Below are 21,686 nucleotides of genomic sequence, written 5' to 3'. Positions count from 1 at the left end.
CTGGTCTTTCTCCTTCACGGCGAACTCAGAGCGAGAGGTTGTCGGCGACGCGGACGCGGGGGCCCTCGGCGGGCAGGGAGCGTTCCACGCCCTCCTCCACGCACTCGGTGTGCAGCACGGTCGAGGCGCCGGTGAGCACCAGCCGGCCGCCGGTGAAGGCGGAGCCGACCGCGCGGTAGTGGTTGTCCCCCGAGGTCAGGACGAGGTGGGCGGTCTGGCCGCTCGTCTCGCCGCGGTAGCCGATCAGCTCCCAGCGGAGCCGTCCCGTCCCCTCGGCCCGGGACAGCAGCGCCTCGCCGCCGCCGCTCACCTTCACCCCGCCGCCCAGGCGCAGGATCTGGTCCCGTACGGCGCTGAGCCGGAGCGGGGCCTCGTCGACGAGGCCGCCCGAGATGACGATCTCGGCCGCGCCGAGGGTGACCGGCCGGCCGCCGCCCTTCTTGCCGCGCAGCTCGCAGCGGGTGAACCGGAGCGGCCCGGAGCCGCGGAAGACCGCGCCGTCCAGCCCGGTGAAGACGCACTCCACGAAGTGCACCGGGTTGGTCACCGGGGTCTGCACGACCACCGCCTCCGCCGGAGGCTCGAAGGTGCAGCCCTGGATCACGTTGGGCCGTCCCGAGCGGTTGGAGCGCTGCCCGATCGCGAACGTCTTGGCCGAGCAGCCGCGCATCTGGACGCCGTCGGCGTTCACCTGGAGCGTTCCCGCGGGGTCGAACGTGGCCCGGGGGATGACCCGGACGTCCTCCAGCGTCAGGTCGGTGATCTTCGTTCCGGCGACGAACCAGGAGCACACGTGCCGGCGGACGGTGATCCGCTTGGCGCTGGTACCCCAGAGCGCGCCGCTGTTGGCGATGTCCATCAGCCCGGTGTTGCCGGTGAAGACCAGGTCGTGCTCGTACTGCCCGTGGGTGGTGAAGGGGTTGCCGCCCGCGTCGTCGCCGTCGCCGTGGCAGTTCTCGACCGTGCAGTAGGCGGAGGCGGTGAAGTCGTTGAGGTGGCGGACGTTGGCGGTGTGGCAGTCGGAGACGTGCCCGTACAGGCAGTAGATCTGCTGGGTGAGGTAGCCGGCGCCGCCGTAGAACACCGTGGGCGGGTTCTTCAGGCTGCAGCTCTCGGTGCGGAAGTGGGTGCACCAGCGCCGCATGATCACCGGCCACCAGGTGGCGGTGGCGTGGATGCCGGAGACGTCGCACGAGACGGCGTACTCGTAGGCCACGGGATGCGAGCCGGTGTACTCGCGGTCGTCCGGGACGGACCCGTCGTTGGGCCCGTCGTACGGCGGGGCCCCGACGAAGACCATGTCGCGGACGTGGGCGCGCTCGACGGGCTCGACCCTGGTCCAGGTGATCGTGCGGCCGGCCGCCAGCTCCCAGCCGTTCTTGTAGTTGACCCGGATGCGGGAGCCGTCGACGATCTGCGTCACCTGGACCATGCGCTGCAGCTCGCGCTCGTACTTCCCGGCGAGGGCGTCGACCTCGGCGGTCCACCACTGGCCGACGGCGAACTTCGAGGAGTCGCCCACCTCGAAGACGTCGGACAGGTCGGGCATGACGGCGGTGAGTTTGTGGGTGACCACCGTGTCGGTGACCTTGCCGCGGAAGTACAGCACGGCGCCGAAGGGGTTGTCGTGGGTGTTGCGCTCGATGCCGTCGGTGCGGACGGTGTGGCCGCCGAAGTCGAGCTCGATGCCGGAGCGGTGGAAGGTGTGGCGTTTGACGAAGAGCAGGTCGGTGTGGGCCTCGATCCGGTGGATGGCCGGGTCGCCGACCATGGCGTCGAGGGCGGCGTCGGCGGGGGTCTTGCCGTCGAAGTGCCCGAAGCGGCGGAAGTCGCCGACGCCGTCGTGGATCTGCAGCCAGCGGCCCTTGCGGGCGCGGGGCGGGGCCAGGACGGTGCCGCCGTTGGGGGCGAGCGTGGCGGCGGCGTCCCAGCGGACGAGCATGCCGCCGCCGTCGCCGGGGGCGTGGTAGCCGGCGACCTGGACGAGCAGGCCGTGGGGGAGATGGTCGGCGTCGAGCGCCAGCAGGCGCGCGACGGTGGCCACGTGGTTCATGGGGCCTCAACCTTCGAGCCCGCGTTCGCGGAACGCGGCAGGGGGGTGGTGCGGAAGGTCGGGCGACACGCGAAGGCGTGCAGGCGGCGGAGCTGCTGGCCGGAACTTCCGGGGTCGGGGCTGCGACACATCGGGAGCCAGCTGTTCGCCCGAGACGATGGCGAGGACGCTAGACATCCCGATGGTGGATGTCAAGCCCCGTATCCCAGGTCCCGCGAGATCCGTTCGGCCGCCTCACGCACCTGGCGCCCCAGCTCCTGGTAGCGCCAGGCGGGCAGGTCGCGCTTGAGACCGGTGATGCTGATCGCCCCGGCGCAGGCCCCGGTGTGGTCCCGCAGCGCGCTGCCGATGCAGAAGATGCCGTCGGCGTCCTCCTCGTCGTCGACGGCGTAGCCGAGCTCGCGGACGGTCTTCAGGTGGGCCATGAGCGTCGGCAGGTCGGTGATCGTGTGGCTCGTGCGGCGCGGCAGGCCGACCCGCTCGATGAGCTGGGACACGTCGGCGTCGGCCATCTCCGCGAGCAGCGCCTTGCCCAGTCCGGTGCAGTGCGGCAGCTCCCGGGTGCCCATGCGCAGGTCGACCTGGATGCGCTCGCCGTTGCTGACCTGGTCGACGACCACCGCCTGGTCGCTCTCGGGCACGGCCAGCCGGGAGTTCATGCCGGTCAGCCGGGTCAGCTCGACGAGGGTGGGGCGGGCCAGGTCGCGCAGCGAGAGCTGGTCCTGGGCGCGGTTGCCGAGGCGGGCCAGGGCCATCCCGAGCCGGTAGCGGCGGTTCATGCCCTCGCCGTCGTCGGCGACCAGACCGTAGTGCCGCAGCGTGTAGAGGGTGGCGAAGGCCGCGCTCTTGCTCAGCCCGCAGGCGGCGGCGACGTCGGTAACGCTCATCCCGGCCCCCTGGGCGCCGCCCGCCAGGGCCTCCAGGACGTCGGCCGCGCGGGCGACGCTGCGCACCCAGTAGCGCGAATCTTCAGCAGCAGTGTTCGTCACAACCGAACAGATTAACGGCCTTGTTACACAAATGCATGTTGACCGCTGGATTTTTCCGCGCCTAGACTCGCCCCGACTGTTCGGCAGTGCCAAACAGTGTTCGGAATTTTCACTGCGGCGGAAGAAACCGCGCCGACCGGGACCGGGCTGGGCCCCGGCCGGCGCACCGAGGAGAAGATGTGAACCAAGGTGTCCTGCCCGGCTCCCAACTGGCCGAGCGCGCCCGCCGGGCCATCCCCGGCGGGGTGAACAGCGGCCAGCGCAGCATCCCCGGCCTCACCGACCTGGTGATCACCCACGCCGAGGGGGCGAGGTTCCGCGACGCGGACGGACGCGAGTACGTCGACTACCACGCCGCCTTCGGCCCGCCGCTGCTGGGCCACAACGACCCCGACGTCTCCGCGGCGGTCGCCGAGGCCGGGCGCACGGTCGACCTGTGCGGCGTCGGCGTCACCCGGGGCGAGGTCGAGCTGGCCGAGACGCTCGTGGAACTGGTGCCCAGCGTGGAGAAGGTGCTGCTCACCAGCACCGGCAGCGAGGCCACCTTCCACGCGCTCCGGGTCGCCAGGGCGGCGACCGGGCGGCGGCTGGTGGTGAAGTTCCAGGGCTGCTACCACGGCTGGCACGACGCGGTCAGCCTCAACGTCATCTCCGCCCCCGACCGCGTCGGCGGCCGGGACCCCATCTCGACCGGCATCCTGCCCGAGGTGCTGGAGGCGACGCTCGTGCTGCCCTTCAACGACGCCGGCGCCGTACGCGCGGCGTTCGCCGAGCACGGGCACGACATCGCCGCCGTCATCGTCGAGCCGGTCCCGCACAACGTCGGCTGCCTCCTGCCGGAGCAGGAGTTCCTGAGCGCGCTGCGCGAGGAGTGCACCCGCGCCGGGAGCGTCCTCGTCTTCGACGAGGTGATCACCGGCTTCCGGCACGACCTGGGCGGCTGGCAGGCGATCAGCGGGATCACCCCCGACCTGACCACCATGGGCAAGGCCATCGCCAACGGCTACCCGGTCGGCGCGCTCGGCGGGCGCGCCGACCTGATGGAGCTGTTCAGCTCCCGCCCCGGCGGCCCCGCCTTCTTCGCCGGCACCTACAACGGGCACCCGGCCGTCGTCGCCGCCGCGCTGGCGACCCTGCGCAAGCTCCGCACCGAACCCGTGCACGAGCACGTCTTCCGCCTCGGCGACCGCATCCGCGCCGGGCTCGCCGACGTCTTCGCCGGCCTGGGCGTGCCCGCCCTCGTCACCGGCTACGGCTCGGTCTTCGTCGAGTACTTCATGACGGGCCCCGCCCGCACCTACGACGACCTGCTGCGCAATGATGCCAGCATGTTCATCGGGTACCGCCGCCGGCTGCTGGAGCACGGAGTGTTCGAGCTGCCGCTCAACCTCAAGCGCAGCCACGTCTCCTACGCGCACACCGACGCCGACGCCGACCGGCTGCTGGAGGCGGCCGAGGCGGCGGCGCGCGCCCGGCTCGCCGCCGGCGACCCGGTCGGTGACCTGGCCGGGACCAGCACCATGGGCGGGGCGGTGCGCTGATGCTGACCGTGAACACCTCCCGCCCCGCCGGACCCGCGGGGCGGATCAGCCGCGTCGAGACCCTGACCCTCGGCACGGCCTGGCGCGACTTCTCCTACGTGCGCGTCCACACCGACGAGGGCCTCAGCGGCGTCGGCGAGATCACCCACCCGTACCGGGGCCGGGAGACCACCTCGCTGGCCGAGGCCATGGCCGCCAGGCACCTGATCGGCGCCGATCCCTTCGACGTCGAGGAGATCTGGCTGCGCATGTACCAGGGCGACTTCCTGCGCGGCGGCGACATCGGCGGGATCGTCGTCTCCGGGGTCGACCAGGCGCTGTACGACATCATGGGCAAGGCGCTCGGCGTGCCCGCCTACCGGCTGACCGGCGGTGCCTGCCGCGACCGGGTCAGGGTCTACGCCAACGGCTGGTACACCGGGGAGCGCGACCCCGGCGAGTTCGCCGCCCGCGCCAAGGACGTGGTGGCCCGCGGCTACACCGCGCTGAAGTTCGACCCGTTCGGTGCCGGGCTCGGCGAGCTCTCCCGGGCCGAGCTGCGCCGCTCGATCGAGATCGTGGCCGCGGTCCGCGAGGTGGTCGACGTCGACATCTTCATCGAGGGGCACGCCCGCTTCGCCATGCCCACCGCGGTGCGGCTGCTGCGCGAGCTGGAGCCGTACGACGTCGGCTGGTTCGAGGAGCCCCTGCCCTGGACCCACATCGAGCGCTACGCCGAGCTGCGGCAGCGCGCCCCGATGCCGATCTCCGGCGGCGAGCACTTCCACAACCGCTACGAGTACGCCCGGCTGTTCGCCACCGGCGCCGTCGACATCATCCAGCCGGACCTGTCCATGGCGGGCGGTTTCACCGAGGTCAGGAAGCTGGCCGCGCAGGCGGAGACGCACGCGATGCTCGTCGCGCCGCACAACTCCAACTCGCCGGTCTGCACCACCGCCTCGGTGCACGCGGTGCTCGGCATGCCGAACTTCACGATCCTGGAGACCTTCGACGGGATGCTGGAGGAGTACGTCTTCGCGGCCGTGCGGGGCGCGCTGCCGGTCGTGGACGGGCACATCGGGCTGCCCACGGCGCCCGGTCTCGGCATCGAGCTGGCCGACGAGGTCTTCGCCGAGCACCCGCCGAGCCACCGGTTCTGGAACATGTTCGCCGAAGGCTGGGAGAAGCGGAACCGCACGTGATCGTCGACGTCCACTCGCACCTGTTCACCTGCCCCGACGACGTGGGCGACCCGTTCGCGGCCGAGTCGGCGCGGGCGCACGACGGCCACGTCGACCTGACCGTACGCTGGGACGACTACGCCGCCTCCGCGCCCGAGGGCACCCGCACGATCGTCGTCGGCGGCAAGGCGCGCAGGTCCGGGCTCTGGGTGGACGACGGGGCGGTCGCCGCCTACGTGGCCGGCCACCCCGACCGGCTCGTCGGCTACCTGTCCCTGGACCCCACCCAGCCCGGGTGGCGCGAGGAACTGGAACACGGCCACCAGGACCTCGGGCTGCGCGGCATCAAGCTGATGCCGATGTACGCCGGGTTCGACCCGGCCGCGCCCTCGCTCGACCCGCTCTACGCCTACGCCGCCGAGCACGGGCTGCCGCTGCTGGTGCACACCGGGACCACGTTCGTCTCGGCCGCGCCGCTGCGGTACGCGCTGCCGGTGCACCTCGACGAGGTGGCCATCCGCCACCCCGAGCTGCGCATGGTCCTGGCCCACCTCGCCCACCCGTACGAGGGGGAGTGCATCGCGGTGATCCGCAAGCACCGGCACGTCTACGCCGACGTGTCGGCGCTGCACTACCGGCCCTTCCAGCTCTGGCACAGCCTGCGGCTGGTGCAGGACTACGGGGTCTGGCACAAGCTCCTGTTCGGCAGCGACTACCCGTTCACCACCGTGAACGCCTCGGTCGACGGCCTGCGCGCGGTCGGGGAGGTACCGGGCATCCCCGGCCTGCCGCCCCTGGACCGGGACGAGATCGAGAAGCTGATCCACCGGCCCTCCCTCGACCTGCTGGGGCTGGCGTGACGGCCCTGTCCGGAAGGCTCGCGGTCGTCACCGGCGCCGCCCGCGGCCTGGGCCGGGCCTTCGCGCTGGGGCTGGCCGAAGCCGGCGCCCGCGTCGTGGCCGTCGACCGGCCCGGCGCCGCCGGCCTGGCGGACTTCGAGCACGCCCACGGCTTCGACCTCGCCGACACCGCCGGGCTCGCCGGGCTGGCCGACGGGATCCGCGCCGCCCACGGGCCGATCCACATCCTGGTCAACAACGCGGGGGTGGCCCGGCTCCAGCACTTCAACGAGATCACCGTGGAGTCCTGGCGGGAGATCATGAGCGTCAACGCCGACGCCGCGTTCTTCCTCTCCCAGCGGGTCGCCGAGCACATGATCGCCGACGGCGTGGCGGGCCGGATCATCTCCGTCTCCTCCAAGAACGGCCTGATGGCCGAGGCCGGCCTCGCCCACTACAACGCCTCCAAGGGGGCGCTGGAGCTGATCACCAAGTCGCTCGCCGCGGAGCTCGGCCCGCACGGCATCACCGTCAACGCCGTCGCCCCCGGGATGATCGCCACCCCCATCGACGGAGAGTTCCCCTTCGACCGCGCGGCCTTCGAGGCCGCGTGGGAGGAGCGCATCCCGCTGCGCGGCGGCTACGGAACGCCCGAGGACGTCGTGGGCGCGGTCCTCTACCTCGCCTCCGACGCCGCGCGCTACGTCACCGGCACCACGCTCGTCGTCGACGGCGGCGTCCTCGCCGACCAGATGCCCCGGCTGCGCTTCATGCCGCCGTACCGCAACTCGCTGGAGGGGTGAGCCGACCCCCACGGCGGACGGGACCGCCCGGCGCCCCGGGGCACCGGACGGTCCCGCGGCGTTCCGGCCGCCGCGGAGCCGGGTGGCGTGATCCCCGGTCGCGGGGACTCGCCGTCCGCAGTCGTGGCCGGTAAGGTCGTGTGCCGCGTGACCCGGCGCGGGGAGGCCCGGCTGCGGACCGGCAGACGTCAAGGAATTCCAGGTTTGCCGCGCTACGGCCGCGTCAGTATATTCCGCTCCTAAAACCGGCGCGACGGGGCAGAGGGAGCCGAGCAGACCGTGGATTTCGGCCAACGGATTTTCACCAGATTCGAGCGTGCGCTCCGCGAGTTGGCCAGATTCGGAACGGTCGGTGCGATCGCGTTCGCGGTCAACATGGCGATCGCCAACCTTCTCTGGCTCGCCTGGGGCACCCGGGGAACGCTCATCGCGAACGTCATCGCCACGGTCGTGGCGGCGACCTTCTCCTACGTCGCGAACCGGCACTGGACATGGCGCCATCGCGAGAGAAAGGGACCGGCCCGGGAGTACGTCCTTTTCTTCTCCCTGAACGGAATCGGCCTGCTGATCGAGCTGCTTTTCATCGGTTTCGTCAAATACACCGCCGATGTCGACGACTGGTGGGCGTTGAACGCGGCCAAGCTGGCGGGCATCGCGCTCGGCACCCTGTTCAGGTTCTGGTCGTACCGGAAATGGGTGTTCCCGTCCTCCGGCGATTCGCCGGCCGGTTTCCTGGACCCGGGCCGGTCCGCCGTGCCGTCCTCCCGTTCCCCGGCGGAGCTCGCACCGGCGCGCCGAGGACGGCGCGGTGAGGTCCCCGGGGGTCGGCTCCGGCCGGGGACGATCCCGATGAGCCGGTCCCCGGAGCCGGCGTCGAGCGTCATCGCCACGGCAGGGCCGCCTGCCGGACGAGATCCTCGGCGCGGACCGCGGCGGCGGCACGCGCGCCGGCGTCGTCGGCCACCGCGCTCTGCTTGAGCCAGTTGAACGGGCTGCCCGGCCTGACCGAGATCCGCTCGCTCACCAGGACCCTGGCCTCGCGCCGCCCGGCTCTGATCGCGGCCTCCAGGAGGGTCTTCTGCACGGCGTCGCGCTGGGCGTGGCTGCCGCCGAACTCGTTGATCCGGTGCCTGATCGGGTGGAGCAGGTCGACGACGGTGGCGAAGTCGCCCCGGCCGAAGGCGAGCAGGGCCCGGCAGACGGGCAGGCCCACCCGGGCCGTCATCGCGTGGTTGGTCGTGGTGTGCCCGCCCGCCACGTACCGCTCGCGGCTTGCGACCAGCCGCTCGGCCTCGGCGATCCGGCCCGCGCCCACGTACGACATGACCGCGTGCGCGTCGTTGAAGGCGGAGAGCGGCTCCTCCATCTTGGGGGTCCAGGCGTCGGCGAGCGCCTGCCAGCGCCCGGACTGGTCGGAGCCCTCCAGGTACAGCCGCCAGAGCAGGGCGGCGGCGTCGAGCAGCGCCATCGCGCTCTCCCCGCCCGCCATGACGGCGTCGTAGACGTCGAGCACCCTGCCGGTGGCGCCGGCCTCCAACAGGTAAAGACAGTAATGCCACCAGGCGTGGACGTTGAGGAACGTGCCGGTCGACCAGTCGGGCAGCCGGGCGTCCAGGTAGCGGACGCCGTCGCCGAAGCGGCCCTGCATCTCGTAGGTGTGCGCGACGGCGTGGATGCCCCACACGTCCTTGGGGTCGAGCTCCACCGCGCGCAGGCCGACCTCCTCGGACCTGTCGTAGTGGCCCGCCTCCTCCAGCCCGAAGGCGTACATGCCGAGCAGGTTGCCGAAGTGCCGGTCGTCCGCGCCCCAGGCCGGCAGCGCGCCGCCGACCCGGTCGCGCAGCGCCCGGGCGTCGCCGGTGAGGAAGTCGATCTGGTGCCCGGTGATCAGGGCGAGCGCGTCGCGCGGGTGCTCCTCGGTGATCCCGGCGAGCAGGGCGCCGCAGGTGAGAAGGTCGCCCGCCAGGAGCGCCCCGACGGCCCGCACGTGGGCCCTCTCACGGGGGAGCAGGGCCTGCTCGTCCAGCCCGGCGCGGAACCCGGCGAACCTCTCGCGGGCGGCGCGCGCGAGAGCGGGCTCGGTGGTGAGCAGGTCGAGGTAGGCGGTCAGGACGTGCCCCATCGGGAAGCCGGGATCCTCGGCCAGCGCGGCCCCCGCCTCGGTGGCGACCTCGGCGCGGAAGTGCAGCAGCTCGTGGACGGCCCGGTCGTAGTGGCGCGCGGCGGCCGCGCTCGCCGAGCTCATCACCAGCCCGTGCTCGTCTACGTGCATCTGCTCTCCCGTGTCGGCATGCGGCAGCACAATAACACACCAAACAAGTAGGAAATGCATTGATTTATCCCGAATGTGGGGCCACAATCACCTCATGTCCCCCGTCCGGGTGCCGCGGCCGGCGGGTCCCGTGTCCGGCCGGGCCAGGTGTGATGGCGCGCGCCCGGCCGTGGGGTGCGGCCGGAAGGGGGGCGTCCCGGGGCGGCGTGACATCCCGGCGGATGTGACGTTCCGGAGTGTCGCGTGAACACGGAGTGACACGATGCTCGTGGCCGGTACGGCACCACAGGCCGGCACGGCGCCCCGGAACGACGGAGCACCCCCACCCCCAGGAGGCGACACCCCGATGAGACGCCGGACCACGACCACCCTCGTCCTGGCCGCCCTGCTGGCCACGGCCGGCTGCGGCGGGAGCGGCACGCCCGCGCCCGCCACCTCCGCCGCCCCGGCCGCGGGCGGCACCGACCCGAACGCGACCGTGAACGTCCGGCTGGTCCTGGAGCCCACCAGCCTCGACCTCACCAAGGTCGCCGGAGCGGCGCTCGACCAGATCCTGCTCGACAACATCTACGAGGGCCTGGTCAGGCGGACCGACGACGGGAAGGTCGCGCCGGGCCTCGCCGGGCTGCCGGAGGTCTCCGGCGACGGGCTGACCTACACCTTCACCCTCCACAAGGCCACCTTCCACGACGGCTCGCCGGTCACCGCCGCCGACGTCGAGGACTCCTTCGAGAAGGTGATCGCCGACGACTCCGCCAACCCGGCCAAGGCGACCTTCGCCTCCGTCAAGGACGTCGAGGCCGAGGGCGACTCCACGGTGGTCGTCCACCTGTCCAAGCGCGACACCACCTTCCTGTACGCGCTGACCGGGCGCGCGGGGGTCGTGTTCAAGAAGGGCGCCACCGGCCTCGACGACTCCGAGAACGGCACCGGGCCGTTCCGGCTGCACGACTGGCAGCGCGGCTCCACGATCACCTTCGTCCGCCACGACGCCTACTGGGGCGCGGAGAAGGCCAAGGTCGCCAAGATCGTATTCAGGTACATCCCCGACGAGAACGCCGCGCTCAACGCCCTGCGCGCCGGTGAGATCGACGTGTTCACCGGCACCGACGCCGACCAGCTCGCCGCGATCGAGGACGACCCCGCATTCACCGTGACCAGCGGCACCAGCAACACGATCTTCGTGCTCGGCTTCAACAACGAGCGGCTGAAGGACGCGAGCGTCAGGCACGCGCTCCGGCAGGCCGTCGACAAGGACGGGCTGCTCGCCACACTCGGCGGCGAGCAGCTCTACGCCAGGACCGGCAGCCACGTCGCCCCCACCGACCCCTGGGCCGAGGACCTGACCTCCATCGACCCGTACGACAAGGAGGCCGCGAAGAAGGTGCTGAACGGCCGCAGCCTGGAGCTGACCGTCCCCAACATCTACCCGGCCTCGATCTCCGACTACCTGGCGGCCCAGTACCGGGAGGCCGGGGTCGACCTGAAGGTGAACACCGTCGAGTTCGCCGTCTGGCTCGACAAGGTCTACACCAAGGGCGAGTACGACCTGTCGCTGGTCGCGCACGTCGAGCCGCTGACCATCCTGAAGTACGCCCAGCCCGGCTACTACTGGCGCTACGACGGCGAGGACGTCCAGACCTGGACCAGGGAGGCGATCACCGCCAGGAGCGAGGCCGAGCGCGACGGGCTGCTGAAGAAGGTCGCCCGGAAGATCTCCGAGGACGCCGCCGTCGACTGGCTCGGGATCGCCCGCAGCACCACCGTCGCCAGGCGCGGCTTCACCGGCTTCCCGAAGAACGACACCGCCGCCCGCCTGAACCTGTCCGGGCTGACGGCCGCCGCCGGCTGATGGCGCTGTTCCTGCTGCGCCGCCTGACCCTGCTCGCGGTCGCGCTGTCCGGCACCAGCCTCCTGGTCTTCCTGCTGCTGCGGCTCCTCCCCGGCGACGTCGCCGCGATCATCGGGGGAGTGGAGGCGACCCCCGAACAGCTCGCCACGCTCCGGGCCCGCCTCGGCACGGACCGCCCGTTGCCCGCCCAGTACGCCTCCTGGGCGGGCGGCGTCCTGGCCGGCGACTTCGGCCACTCCATGCTCAACGGCGTCTCGGTCACCGACGAACTCGGCCGCAAGCTCGTCGTCACCCTCCCGCTCACGCTGGCCGCCTCGGTGCTCGCCGTGCTGCTGGCCGTGCCGCTCGGCTGCTACGCGGCGCTGCGCCACCGCTCCCGGGACGGCGCGGCGGTCTCCGCGGTGGGCCAGCTCGGCATCGCGGTGCCCTCCTTCTGGCTGGGCATCATGCTGGCCGCCCTGTTCGCGGTGGAACTGCGCCTGCTGCCCGCCCAGGGCTTCCCCGTGGACGGCTGGGCGGAGCCGGCGGCGGCCGCGCGGAGCCTGATCCTGCCGGTGGCCACCCTCGCGCTCGCCCAGTCCGCGGTGCTGCTCCGGTTCGTCCGCTCGGCCACGCTCGAGGTGCTGCACGCCGACTACATGCGCACGGCCCGGGCGAAGGGCCGCACCCTCGCCTCCGCGCTGCTCCGCCACGGCCTGCGCAACGCCGCACCGCCGGTGATCTCGGTCCTCGGCGTCCAGATCGCCTCCCTGGTCGTCGGGGCCGTCGTCATCGAGCAGACCTTCACCCTTCCGGGCGTCGGCAAGATGCTCCTGGCCGACGTGGGCAACCGCGACCTGGTCAAGGTCCAGGGCACCGTGCTGCTGCTCTCCGGCTTCGTGCTGGTCCTCGGGGCGGCCGTCGACGTCGTCCACCGCCTGGTCGACCCGCGCCTGCGAGCCGCCACATGACCGCGCCCGTCCCCGCCGGGGAAAGGACCACCCCGCCCGGCGCCCGCGCCGCGGGCCGGTGGTCCGCGCTGCTCCGCAGCCGGTCCGGGGCGGCCGGGCTCGCGTTGTCCAGCCTCGTCGTCGTGGCCACCCTGGTCTCCTTCGCGTGGACCCCCTACGACCCCTCCCGGGTGAGCCCCCGCGAGAGCTGGGCCCCGATGTCGTGGGAGCACTGGTTCGGGGCCGATCGGCTGGGCCGCGACCTGCTCAGCCTCGTGCTGGCCGGGGCCCGCGCGACGCTCCTGGTCAGCGCCGCCGCGACCGTCGTCGCCGCCGTCACGGGCACCCTGCTCGGCGCCGCGGCGGCGATCACCCCCCGCTGGGTGCGCGCCCCCGCGGGGCACGCCGTCGACGCGCTGATCGCGTTCCCGACGCTGCTGCTGGCGATGGTCCTCGTCGCGGTGTACGGGGCGGGCACCGAGACCGCCGTACTGGCGATCGGCCTGGGCGAGGGCTTCTTCGTGGCGCGGGTGATGCGCGCGGAGATGGCCCGGGTCCTGGCCGCCGACTACGTCCTGGCCGCCCGCGCGGGCGGCGCGAGCACCTGGCGGATCTTCCACGAGCATGTCCTGCCCGGCGTGCTGCCCACGCTCACCGTGCTGCTCTCGCTGGTCATGGCCGTCGCCGTGCTCGCCGAGGCGGCCCTGTCCTACCTGGGGTACGGCGTGCCGTCCGGCACCCCCACCTGGGGCCGGATGCTGCACGACCTGCAGGCTCAGATCACCGTGCGGCCGTTGGTGCTCGTCTGGCCCGGGGTGGCGATCGTGGCCACGGTCCTGGGGTTCAACCTGCTCGGCGACGGGCTCCGCGAGGCGGGAGACCCGAGGGTGAGGCGATCATGACGCTGCTGGAGATCGAGGACCTGACCGTCCGCTTCGGCGCCGGGCCCGGGGCGCCCGCCCCGGTCGTCGACCGGGTGGGGTTCTCGCTCGGCGCCGGGGAACGGCTCGGCCTGATCGGCGAGTCCGGATCGGGCAAGTCGCTCACCGCGCTGGCGATCGCCGGGCTGCTCCCGCCCGGCGCGACGGCCACCGGGTCGGTCCGCCTGTCCGTCCCGCTGAACGCGGGCATCCGCCGGGTCCGGCCGGTCCCCATCGGGCCGCAGGAACTGCTGGGGCAGCGCGAGCGCATCCTGGCCGGGCTCCGGGGCGACGTCATCGGCTTCGTCTTCCAGGAGCCGCTGACCGCGCTCAACCCGATGATGAGGGTCGGCGCGCAGATCGGGGAGCCGCTCCGCATCCACCGCGGGCACTCCCGCCGCGCCGCCCGCGCCGCCGCGGTCGAGCTGGCCGCCCGGGTCGGGCTCCCCGACCCGGAGCGGATCGTCCGCGCCTACCCCCACCAGCTCTCCGGCGGCCAGCGCCAGCGGGTCGGCATCGCCGTCGCGCTCGCCTGCCGCCCGGCCCTGATCATCGCCGACGAGCCCACCACCGCGCTCGACGTCACCGTGCAGGCGGAGATCCTGCGGCTCCTGTCCGGACTGGTCCACGAGGAGGGCAGCGCGCTGCTGTTCATCAGCCACGACCTCGCGGTGGTCGCGCAGACCTGCGAGCGGGTCGCCGTCATGCGCGGCGGCCGGATCCTGGAGGAGGGACCCACCCTGGACGTGCTGCGCGACCCCCGCGAGCCGTACACCGGGGAACTCGTCGCGGCCGCCCGCGCCACCGCCTGGACCGGCGTCCGCCAGGAGATCGGGCCGTGAGCGGGCCGCTGCTGGAGGCCACCGGGCTCCACCGGTCCTACCCCCTGCCCCGCACCTCGGTCACCGGTCCGCGCTCCCACCGGCACGCCGTACGGGGGGTCGACCTCGTCCTCACCGAGGGAAGCGCGCTCGGCGTCGTCGGCGAGTCGGGGGCGGGCAAGTCGACGCTGCTGCGGCTGCTCCTCGGGCTGGACCGGCCCGACCGGGGGAGCGTCCGCTACCGGGGGCGGGAGGTGCGGCCGGGCAGCCCGGCCACGTTGCGCTGGTTCCGCCGGGAGGTGCAGGTCGTGCTCCAGGACCCGATGAGCTCGCTGGACCCGCGCATGCGGATCGGCCGCGCCGTCGCCCAGCCGCTGCGCTCCCTGGGCGTCCCCGGTGACCACGGGGCGCGCGTCGCCGAGGTGCTTGCCGCGGTCGGGCTGGAGCCGGAGATGGGCGGCCGGTACCCGCACGAGTTCTCCGGCGGCCAGCGGCAGCGGATCGCCATCGCCCGCGCGCTCGCCCCGCGCCCGAAGGTGCTGGTGGGCGACGAGCCGGTCAGCGCGCTGGACGTCTCGGTCCGCGCGCGGATCCTCGACCTGCTCGCCGGGTTCGTCACCACCGAGGGGCTCAGCCTGATCATCGTCTCCCACGATCTCGGCGTGGTCCGCCACCTGTGCGACCAGGTCCTGATCCTGCACGACGGCACGGTCGCCGAGCGGGGCCCGGCCGCCGGCGTCCTCGACCGCCCTGCCCACCCCTACACCCGGCGCCTGCTGGACGCCGTGCCCCGCCTGCCCGTCTGACCCGGTGGTGGACGGCCGCCCGGCTCCGCCCGCGCTCTCCGGTGCGGGTCACGCCGGGTGGGGCCCTCCCGTCACCGGGCGGGCGCGGGGGTGACCTGGAACAGGGCCGCCCGCCACTCGCCGTCGCGGCGGACCAGCACCGTCGTGGCGAAGAGCCTCATCGTCTGCTTGTCGACGCCGTTCACCAGCACGTCGATCTCCACGGTGCTGGTGTGCACCGCGCTGTCCTCGCCGAGCCTGGTCACCCGGTGGTCGCTCTGCTCGGTGCGCGTGTACGGGTTCCGGTTCTCGGCGAAGCCCTTCAGGATCGCCTCGCGGTCGTCCACGATGCCCCACTGCGACACGCTCAGCGGCGCCTCGGTGAGGAGGCGGTCGTAGAAGGCCGCGTCACCGTTCCGGTTCGCCTCCCAGGCCCTCTCGGTCAACTCGATCAGCTCGCTCTCGAAGCTCATTCCCGTCCCTTCCGCACTGACACCGGTTTAACCGGTGTCAGTGTTACACTCGACCGGTGAACCTGGCAAACGGCATGGAGCTCACCCCGCCCGACGGGCAGCGGTTCCGGTTCGACCCCGGCGCCCTGTGCCTGGAGTTCCTGCTCACCGGGGGCGAGGGCGAGCTGGCACGGTGGGAGCGGCTGCACCGGCCCGACGACCTCGCCGCCTGGATCGCCCACTCCCGGGCCGGGATCACCGGCCCCTGCCCGGTCACCGCCGACGAGCTGGCCTCGGCCCGGCGCCTGCGGGCGGCGGTCCAGCGGCTCGCCGCCCGCGCCGCCACCGGCTCGCGCGACCTCCCGGAGCCCGACCTCGCCGTGCTGAACGAGATCGCCGCCGCGCCGCCTCCCGTCCCGGTCATCGGACCCGGCCTCGAACGCTCCTGGGCGTCCCCGGTGACCGGCGCCCAGTTCCTCTCCGCCGTCGCCCGCGACGCCATCGAGCTGTTCGGCGGCCCCGACCTAGACCGGGTCAGGATGTGCGCGGGGGAGCGGTGCTACCTGCTGTTCCTCGACACCTCCCGCCCGGGGACGCGCCGCTGGTGCTCCATGGACCGCTGCGGCAACCGCCGCAAGCTCCGCACCCGCCGCGACCGCAACCCTCCCGGCTGAGCGGGGACGGGGTGCGCCGCCCGGCCGGGCCCCGGACCGTCCGGGGTCCGCGCGCCCTGGCATCCGGCGCGGGGCCCGGGCCGGCCCGCGGTCTCGCCGCGCCCGCCGGGGCGTTCTGCGGCCGTCACTTCGCGGGGCGCCCCCGCAGGGCGTCGCGGCCCCGGGCCACGATGACGTCGACGGCCTTGATCTCGTCGAGGTCGCGGGCGGCGGCCAGCGCCTCCTTGGCCTCGTCGTAGCAGTCCAGGGCCCGCTGCCAGTCGGCCTTCCCGCCGCCCTCGGCGTCGAGGCGGTCGATCTCCTCACCCAGCCGCGTCACGTTCTCCTCCTGGGACCGCCGGACCTTCTCCATGAGGGACGCCCGCTCGGCGGCCTCCCGCCGGGTGGTCTTCCGCCGCCGCAGTTTCCGCCCGACCACGATGGACAGGATCCAGAGCGCGATCAGGCCGGCGACGGAGAGGAAGATCCGCCAGCCGAGCGGCATCCGGCTGGAGGAGCCGGTCAGGTCGGCGTTCCTGGCCCGCCCGGTGGCGGCGCCGGTGACGTCGGCGTCCTCGAAGGTGGCACCCCGCAGCTCGGTGTGGTGCATCTGGGCGTCGGTCAGGACCGCCCGGCGGAAGACCGCGCCGGGGAACGAGCCGCTGCTCAGATCGGCCCGGTCCATCCGGGCACCGGTGAAGTCGGCCCGTTCCCCGGTGGCGCTGCTGAACCGCGCGTCGCGCAGGTCCGCGCCGCCCAGCTTCGTCCCGGCCAGCTCGGCGCTGGCGAACGACGCCCCCGACAGGTCGGCCTTCGACAGGTCGGCCCCGGCCAGCTCGGCGCTGGTGAACTCGGCCCCGCGCAGCCGCGCCCCCGACAGGTCGGCCTGCGTCAGATCGGCGCTGCCGAACGTGGCGCGCTCCAGCCGTGCCCCCGACAGGTTCGCCCGCATGAGCTCGGCGCTGCCGAACGAGGCGCGCTCCAGCCGGGCACCCCGCAGGTCGGCGTCCTTGGCGTAGCGGAGGGTGGCCCCGGTGGCCGACACGTCGCGCAGGATCGCGCGGTCCAGCCTGACCCCGCTCAGGTCCACCCCGTCGAGCTTGGCCCCGGTCAGGTCGGCGCAGCTGAGGTCGTCGGGGAAGTCCGCGACCCGGGTCAGGTCCCAGCCCGCGTACTTCTGCCCGCTGCCCGGCTCGCACGACGGGTCGGGGGCCGGCAGGTCCTTGGGCACGCCCGTGCTGCCGGTGAGGTCGGCGCCCCTGGCCTCACGCAGGTCGGCGCCGCCGAGGGCGGCGCCCCGGAAGACGGCGCCGTCCATCGTCGCCTGGTACATCTGCGCGCCGGTCAGGTCGGCGTCCCGGAACACGGTCTTGATCAGCGTGGCGCCGTAGAGCCGCGTCCGGACGGCCCTGACGTCACTGAGGTCGGCCCGGCGCAGGTCCGCGCCGTAGGCGTCGGCGTCGCTGAGATCCACACCGACCAGCTTCGCGTCGTCGAACTGGGCCGAGTACGTCTTGGCCCGCACCATCGTCGCCCCGCTGAGGTCGGCCTCCTCGAAGTGGGCGTAGTACGGCGAGGAGTCGTCCAGGACCGCCTTGCGCAGGTCGGCGCCGCGCAGGTCCGCGTAGGCCATCTCGGCCTCGGACAGGTCGGCCTCGCGCAGGTCGGCCCCGGCCAGCCCGGCGTACTGGAGGTGGGCGCCCCGGAGTGAGGCACCCCGCAGGTCGGCCCCGGTGAGCACGCTGCGCACGGTCACCCCGTCCAGCTTGGCCCGCCGCAGGTCGGCGCAGGACAGGTCGGCCGGCAGGCGGGTGCGGGTGAGGTCCCGCCCGGCGAGCTTGGGGCCGCTGCCGGCCTTGCACGCGGGTGCGGTGCCCGTCACGGCGCCTCCCACGACCCCGGCCGTGGCATGTGACGTGTTTTCCGGGACGGTGCCGGAGGTGGCGCGTGAGGCGGTTCCGGTCGCGGCGCCGGACGCCGCGTGGGCCGGTGCCGCGGACGGTGCGGCGGACAGCGCGGCCGCCGAGAGGAGCACCGCGCCGGCGAGCAGGCGGGGGAGGCTGGGCATCTTCGTCTCGCTATCTCCCCCGAGGCGCGCGGATCCCACCGGCGGGGGAGAGGCGGAGCCGGGTGGAAGTTCATGGACGGGCTGGTGCGGGTGGCGCCCCGAGGGGGAAGGGGCCCGCCCGATGGACCTTACGGGAACGTGACCCGTTATAGGAGGGCCCGCTTGCGGCCCGCTTGCGAACCGCCTTCCCTCCGGCCCGTCCGCCCCTCCCCGCCCGGCCCGGCCCGCAGGCGGGGAGGGGAGGTCTCAGCGCGCGGCCAGCGGGGCGCGGCCGTCGTGGAGATCGTGGGCCGCGCGGTGTTCCAGGACCGAGTGGAGGATCTCTCCCGCCCGGATGGCGGCGTTCGACAGCAGCGAGGACGACAGGCCGTGCGTGTGCTCGGTCCCGCCCTGCAGGTAGATCCCGCAGCGCAGGGCGGGAGCGGTGACGAGCCGGTAGTCCCTGGCCACCCGCGGGCGGCCCCGGCCGTCGCGCTCGCACAGCGGAGCCAGCTCACCGAGCAGGTCCGCCGGGTCGGCGGGTTCGTACCCGGTGGCGAAGATCAGGGCGTCGCACTCGACCGGGAGCCGGTCCCCCGAGGACAGATGGTCGATCTGCACCCGGACGCCGTCGCGCAGCCGGTCGATCCCCGCCACCCGCGCCGTGTTGAGGATGCGCAGCCGTTCCCGCCCGGCGACCTTCTCCTGGTAGACCCGCCGGTAGAGCTCGTCGATCAGGTCGATGTCGACCACCGAGTAGTTCGTGTTGCCGTGGTAGGCGAGCAGGGACCTCTTGACGTGCTCGGGGGCGTCGTAGAAGTCGTCCACCGCCGAGGGGTCGAAGATCCGGTTGGCGAACGCGCTGTCGTCGGCGGGGCTGTAACCGTACCGGCCGAAGACCGCGCAGACCTCGGCGTGCGGGTAGGTCGTGTGCAGGTGCTCGGCGACCTCGGCCGCGCTCTGGCCGGCGCCGACCACGACGAACCTCTGGTGGCGCAGTTCGGGCAGGGTCTTCAGCCGGGTCAGCAGGTCGCTGTTGTGCCAGACCCGCTCCGAGACGTGCACGCCGGCGGGCAGTCGCGGGCGCAGTCCCATCCCGAGCACCACGTTGCGGGCCCGTCCCACGGTCCCGCCGTCCGCGGCCACCACGTCCACGGCCACGACGTCGCCGTTCTCACCGGTGACGGGGCGCAGCGCGCGCACCGTCGTGCCGTACCGGACCCGGTCGGCGAAGCGGGCGGCGGCCCACTCCAGGTAGTCGTGGAACTCCACCCGGGTCGGGAACATCGTCTTGTGGTTGATGAAGTCGACGAGTCTGCCCTGCTCCCGCAGGTAGGACAGGAAACCGTACTCGCTGGTGGGGTCCCGCATCGTGGCCAGATCCTTCAGGAAGGACACCTGCATGGTGGCGCCCTCGATGAGCATCCCCCGGTGCCAGCCGAACCGGGCCTGCCTCTCGGCGAACAGCGCGTCCACCCTGCCCGGGCCACCCTGGGCGGCCCGCTCGTTGTGCTCGCGCACGGCGATCGCCAGTGCCAGGTTGGACGGCCCGAAGCCGATTCCAATCACATCATGGGAGACGCTGTCAAAGGTGGACACATCATTCCTCTCATCGGGCGGAGCAGGTCGTAGGACGGGTCCGGGAGGGCACGGGGCGGGTCACCGGTCCGGGAGGGCGCGGGGGCGTGTCACCGGTGCCCGGGGCACGGGGCGAGCCACCGGTCCGGGGCCGGGAGGGCGTGCCGTGGTCCGGGGCGCGGGGGCGCGTCACCGGTTCGGAGAACGCGGACGGCGGGTCGCCGTTCCGGGACGATCAGGCCGGGGAGCGCTCGCTCACCATCCGGACGAGCGCGCGCTTGTCGATCTTCCCGACCGGGGTGACCGGCAGCTCGTCGACCGTCTCGATCCGGTCGGGCAGCTTGAAGGCGGCCAGGCCGCGGCCCATCATGAAGACCCGCAGCTCCTGGAGCGTGGGCGGTGTCCCGCCGGGCACCACGACGGCGCACAGCTGCTCGCCGCGGCCGGTGTCCGGCAGGCCGATGGCCGCCCCGCGCCGCACGCCGGGATGGGCGAGCAGGTGGGCCTCCACCTCCTCGGCCGAGATGCTCTCCCCGCCCCGGTCGATCGTGTCCTTGACCCTGCCCTCGACGATCAGGTGGCCGGAGGGCAGGACGCGCACGAGGTCGCCGGAGCAGTAGTAGCCGTCCGGGGTGAACGCGGTGGCGTTGTGCTCGGCCGCGCGGTAGTAGCCGCGCAGGGTGTAGGGGCCGCGTACCAGCAGCTCTCCCACCTCGCCGGGGGTCACGTCGGCGCCGTCGGCGTCGACGACGCGCAGCTCGTCGTCCGGGCAGAGCGGCCTGCCCTGGGTCGTGGCGATCGTCTCGGGGTCGTCGTCGAGCGCGGTGTAGTTCAACAGCCCCTCGGCCATGCCGAACACCTGCTGCACCGTGCATCCCAGGGCGCCGGGGACGGCGCGGGCGACCTCCGCCGAGAGCTTGGAACCCCCGGCCTGGAGCACCCGCAGGCTGGACAGGTCGGCCGGGTCCCACTCGGCGGCCTCCAGCCAGAGCGGGATCAGCGGCGGCACGAGCGCGGTGATCGTGACCCGCTCGGCCTCGATCAGGGGGAACGCGTCGCCGGCGGCGGGGGAGGGCGACAGCACCACGGTCCCGCCGGCGGTGAAGGTGCCCAGCACGCCGGGGCAGGCCAGGGCGAAGTTGTGGGCGACGGGCAGGCAGGCCAGGTACACCGTCTCGGCCGACAGCCCGCACGCCCGGGCGCTGGCGCGGGCGTTGTAGCCGTAGTCCTGGTGGGTGCGGGGGATGAGCTTGGGTACCCCGGTGGTTCCCCCGGAGACCAGCAGCAGGGCGATGTCGGCGGCGTCCGGCTCCGCGAGCGGCAGGGGCTCGCCGTCGAGGTCGGCCAGGGCGGTGAACGGCCCGGGGGCGCCGGCGACCAGGACGTGGCGCAGGTCGGGGGCCTCCTTCAGGAGGGCCGCGGCCAGGTCGCGGTAGTCGAACCCGGCGTGCTCGTCGGGGATGACGTAGGCGACGGCCTGCGAGAGCCTGGCCAGGTGCCCGATCTCGGTGATGCGGTGCGCCGGGAGGGTCAGCACGGGGACGGCGCCGAGGCGGGCCAGGGCGAACAGCAGCACCACGAACGGGCCGATGTTGGGCAGCTGCACCAGGACGCGGTCGCCCGGGGCGACACCCTGCCCGGCCAGGCCCGCGGCCAGGCGGTCGGCCCTGCGGTCGAGCTCGCGGTAGGAGAGCCGCTCGCCGCCCGCGACGAGGGCGATCCGGTCACCGTACTCGTCCGCCCATCCGGCGAGCAGCGAGCCGAGGGTCCGCCCGTCCCAGTACCCCTTCTCGCGGTAGTGGATCGCGACGTCGGCGGGCCACGGGGTCAGGCCGGAGGGCAGGGGTTCGGGGGCGGCTGGCGTCATCTGGGCTCCAGTCGTCGGGAAAGGGGGGGACGGCGGCCGGCACCGGGACGGCCTACCGTGATGACCTTGTTTAGGTTAGCCTAACCAAGGTTTTCTTAGGTTAGCCTACCCAATATCGATCTACA

18 protein-coding genes are annotated in these 21,686 nt (G+C 73.3%); 11 read left to right on the top strand and 7 right to left on the bottom strand.

What is annotated here, in order from left to right:
* Positions 1–25 precede the first annotated feature (25 nt).
* Positions 26–2,053, bottom strand: coding sequence for a hypothetical protein (locus tag ABD841_RS20640; RefSeq protein WP_344974092.1), 2,028 nt, complete (start codon positions 2,051–2,053; stop codon positions 26–28).
* 191 nt (positions 2,054–2,244) lie between these two features.
* A complete protein-coding gene (locus ABD841_RS20635; protein ID WP_344974089.1) occupies positions 2,245–3,042 on the bottom strand; it encodes an IclR family transcriptional regulator in 798 nt (265 codons plus the stop codon).
* Between the two features lie 179 nt (positions 3,043–3,221).
* On the opposite strand from ABD841_RS20635, the gene ABD841_RS20630 reads away from it, so the two are divergent.
* The 5 genes from ABD841_RS20630 (at position 3,222) to ABD841_RS20610 (ending at position 8,363) form a co-directional block, all read left to right on the top strand.
* Entirely contained in the window at positions 3,222–4,583 is a 1,362-nt protein-coding gene (locus ABD841_RS20630) for an aspartate aminotransferase family protein (RefSeq protein WP_344974086.1), read from the top strand.
* Positions 4,583–5,764, top strand: a complete 1,182-nt coding sequence (locus ABD841_RS20625) for a mandelate racemase/muconate lactonizing enzyme family protein (RefSeq protein WP_344974083.1) — start codon at positions 4,583–4,585, stop codon at positions 5,762–5,764. Before ABD841_RS20630 ends, ABD841_RS20625 begins: the two co-directional genes overlap by 1 nt.
* Positions 5,761–6,603: an amidohydrolase family protein gene (locus ABD841_RS20620; protein ID WP_344974080.1), complete on the top strand. Its 843-nt coding sequence runs from the start codon at positions 5,761–5,763 to the stop codon at positions 6,601–6,603. Before ABD841_RS20625 ends, ABD841_RS20620 begins: the two co-directional genes overlap by 4 nt.
* Complete coding sequence (locus ABD841_RS20615; protein WP_344974077.1) at positions 6,600–7,385, top strand: SDR family NAD(P)-dependent oxidoreductase; 786 nt, start codon at positions 6,600–6,602, stop codon at positions 7,383–7,385. Before ABD841_RS20620 ends, ABD841_RS20615 begins: the two co-directional genes overlap by 4 nt.
* A 330-nt stretch (positions 7,386–7,715) precedes the next feature.
* On the top strand, positions 7,716–8,363 hold the full coding sequence (locus tag ABD841_RS20610) for a GtrA family protein (protein WP_344974075.1): 648 nt from the start codon (positions 7,716–7,718) through the stop codon (positions 8,361–8,363).
* On the opposite strand, the gene ABD841_RS20605 is transcribed toward ABD841_RS20610, so the two are convergent.
* Positions 8,266–9,657: a tetratricopeptide repeat protein gene (locus ABD841_RS20605; protein WP_344974072.1), complete on the bottom strand. Its 1,392-nt coding sequence runs from the start codon at positions 9,655–9,657 to the stop codon at positions 8,266–8,268. The two genes, ABD841_RS20610 and ABD841_RS20605, sit on opposite strands and share 98 nt — an antisense overlap.
* Before the next feature lie 346 nt (positions 9,658–10,003).
* Here ABD841_RS20605 and ABD841_RS20600 point away from each other — a divergent pair, with 346 nt between their 5' ends.
* Genes ABD841_RS20600 through ABD841_RS20580 form a run of 5 tightly spaced genes read left to right on the top strand, consistent with a single transcriptional unit; the run spans position 10,004 to position 14,985 of the window.
* Positions 10,004–11,509 (top strand): ABC transporter substrate-binding protein, encoded by a 1,506-nt coding sequence (locus ABD841_RS20600; RefSeq protein ID WP_344974069.1) that lies wholly within the window; start codon positions 10,004–10,006, stop codon positions 11,507–11,509.
* Positions 11,509–12,459 (top strand): ABC transporter permease, encoded by a 951-nt coding sequence (locus ABD841_RS20595; RefSeq protein WP_344974066.1) that lies wholly within the window; start codon positions 11,509–11,511, stop codon positions 12,457–12,459. The genes ABD841_RS20600 and ABD841_RS20595 overlap by 1 nt, the downstream gene beginning before the upstream one ends.
* Entirely contained in the window at positions 12,456–13,340 is an 885-nt protein-coding gene (locus ABD841_RS20590) for an ABC transporter permease (RefSeq protein ID WP_344974064.1), read from the top strand. Before ABD841_RS20595 ends, ABD841_RS20590 begins: the two co-directional genes overlap by 4 nt.
* Positions 13,337–14,200: an ATP-binding cassette domain-containing protein gene (locus ABD841_RS20585; protein ID WP_344974061.1), complete on the top strand. Its 864-nt coding sequence runs from the start codon at positions 13,337–13,339 to the stop codon at positions 14,198–14,200. Before ABD841_RS20590 ends, ABD841_RS20585 begins: the two co-directional genes overlap by 4 nt.
* Entirely contained in the window at positions 14,197–14,985 is a 789-nt protein-coding gene (locus ABD841_RS20580; RefSeq protein WP_344974059.1) for an ABC transporter ATP-binding protein, read from the top strand. The genes ABD841_RS20585 and ABD841_RS20580 overlap by 4 nt, the downstream gene beginning before the upstream one ends.
* A 71-nt stretch (positions 14,986–15,056) precedes the next feature.
* Here ABD841_RS20580 and ABD841_RS20575 read toward each other — a convergent pair whose 3' ends face one another.
* Positions 15,057–15,437: a nuclear transport factor 2 family protein gene (locus ABD841_RS20575; RefSeq protein ID WP_344974056.1), complete on the bottom strand. Its 381-nt coding sequence runs from the start codon at positions 15,435–15,437 to the stop codon at positions 15,057–15,059.
* A gap of 56 nt (positions 15,438–15,493) precedes the next feature.
* Between ABD841_RS20575 and ABD841_RS20570 the strand changes: the two genes are divergently transcribed.
* The gene (locus tag ABD841_RS20570) at positions 15,494–16,090 is read left to right on the top strand and encodes a CGNR zinc finger domain-containing protein (protein ID WP_344974053.1); all 597 of its coding nucleotides are present in this window, start codon (positions 15,494–15,496) and stop codon (positions 16,088–16,090) included.
* 124 nt (positions 16,091–16,214) lie between these two features.
* Here the strand turns inward: ABD841_RS20570 and ABD841_RS20565 are convergent, their stop codons facing one another.
* The 3 genes from ABD841_RS20565 to ABD841_RS20555 all read right to left on the bottom strand — a co-directional run bounded on the left by ABD841_RS20565 (position 16,215) and on the right by ABD841_RS20555 (position 21,561).
* Complete coding sequence (locus ABD841_RS20565) at positions 16,215–18,137, bottom strand: pentapeptide repeat-containing protein (protein ID WP_344974050.1); 1,923 nt, start codon at positions 18,135–18,137, stop codon at positions 16,215–16,217.
* 246 nt (positions 18,138–18,383) lie between these two features.
* Entirely contained in the window at positions 18,384–19,715 is a 1,332-nt protein-coding gene (locus ABD841_RS20560; protein WP_344974048.1) for a lysine N(6)-hydroxylase/L-ornithine N(5)-oxygenase family protein, read from the bottom strand.
* A 214-nt stretch (positions 19,716–19,929) separates the two neighbouring features.
* On the bottom strand, positions 19,930–21,561 hold the full coding sequence (locus ABD841_RS20555; protein ID WP_344974045.1) for a (2,3-dihydroxybenzoyl)adenylate synthase: 1,632 nt from the start codon (positions 21,559–21,561) through the stop codon (positions 19,930–19,932).
* Positions 21,562–21,686: the final 125 nt, after the last annotated feature.

Source organism: Streptosporangium fragile (genome assembly GCF_039534445.1).
In the GTDB taxonomy this organism is placed as follows: Bacteria; Actinomycetota; Actinomycetes; order Streptosporangiales; family Streptosporangiaceae; genus Streptosporangium; species Streptosporangium fragile.
Note: the sequence above shows the minus strand (reverse complement) of the source record. Positions and strands in the feature narration are given on the sequence as shown.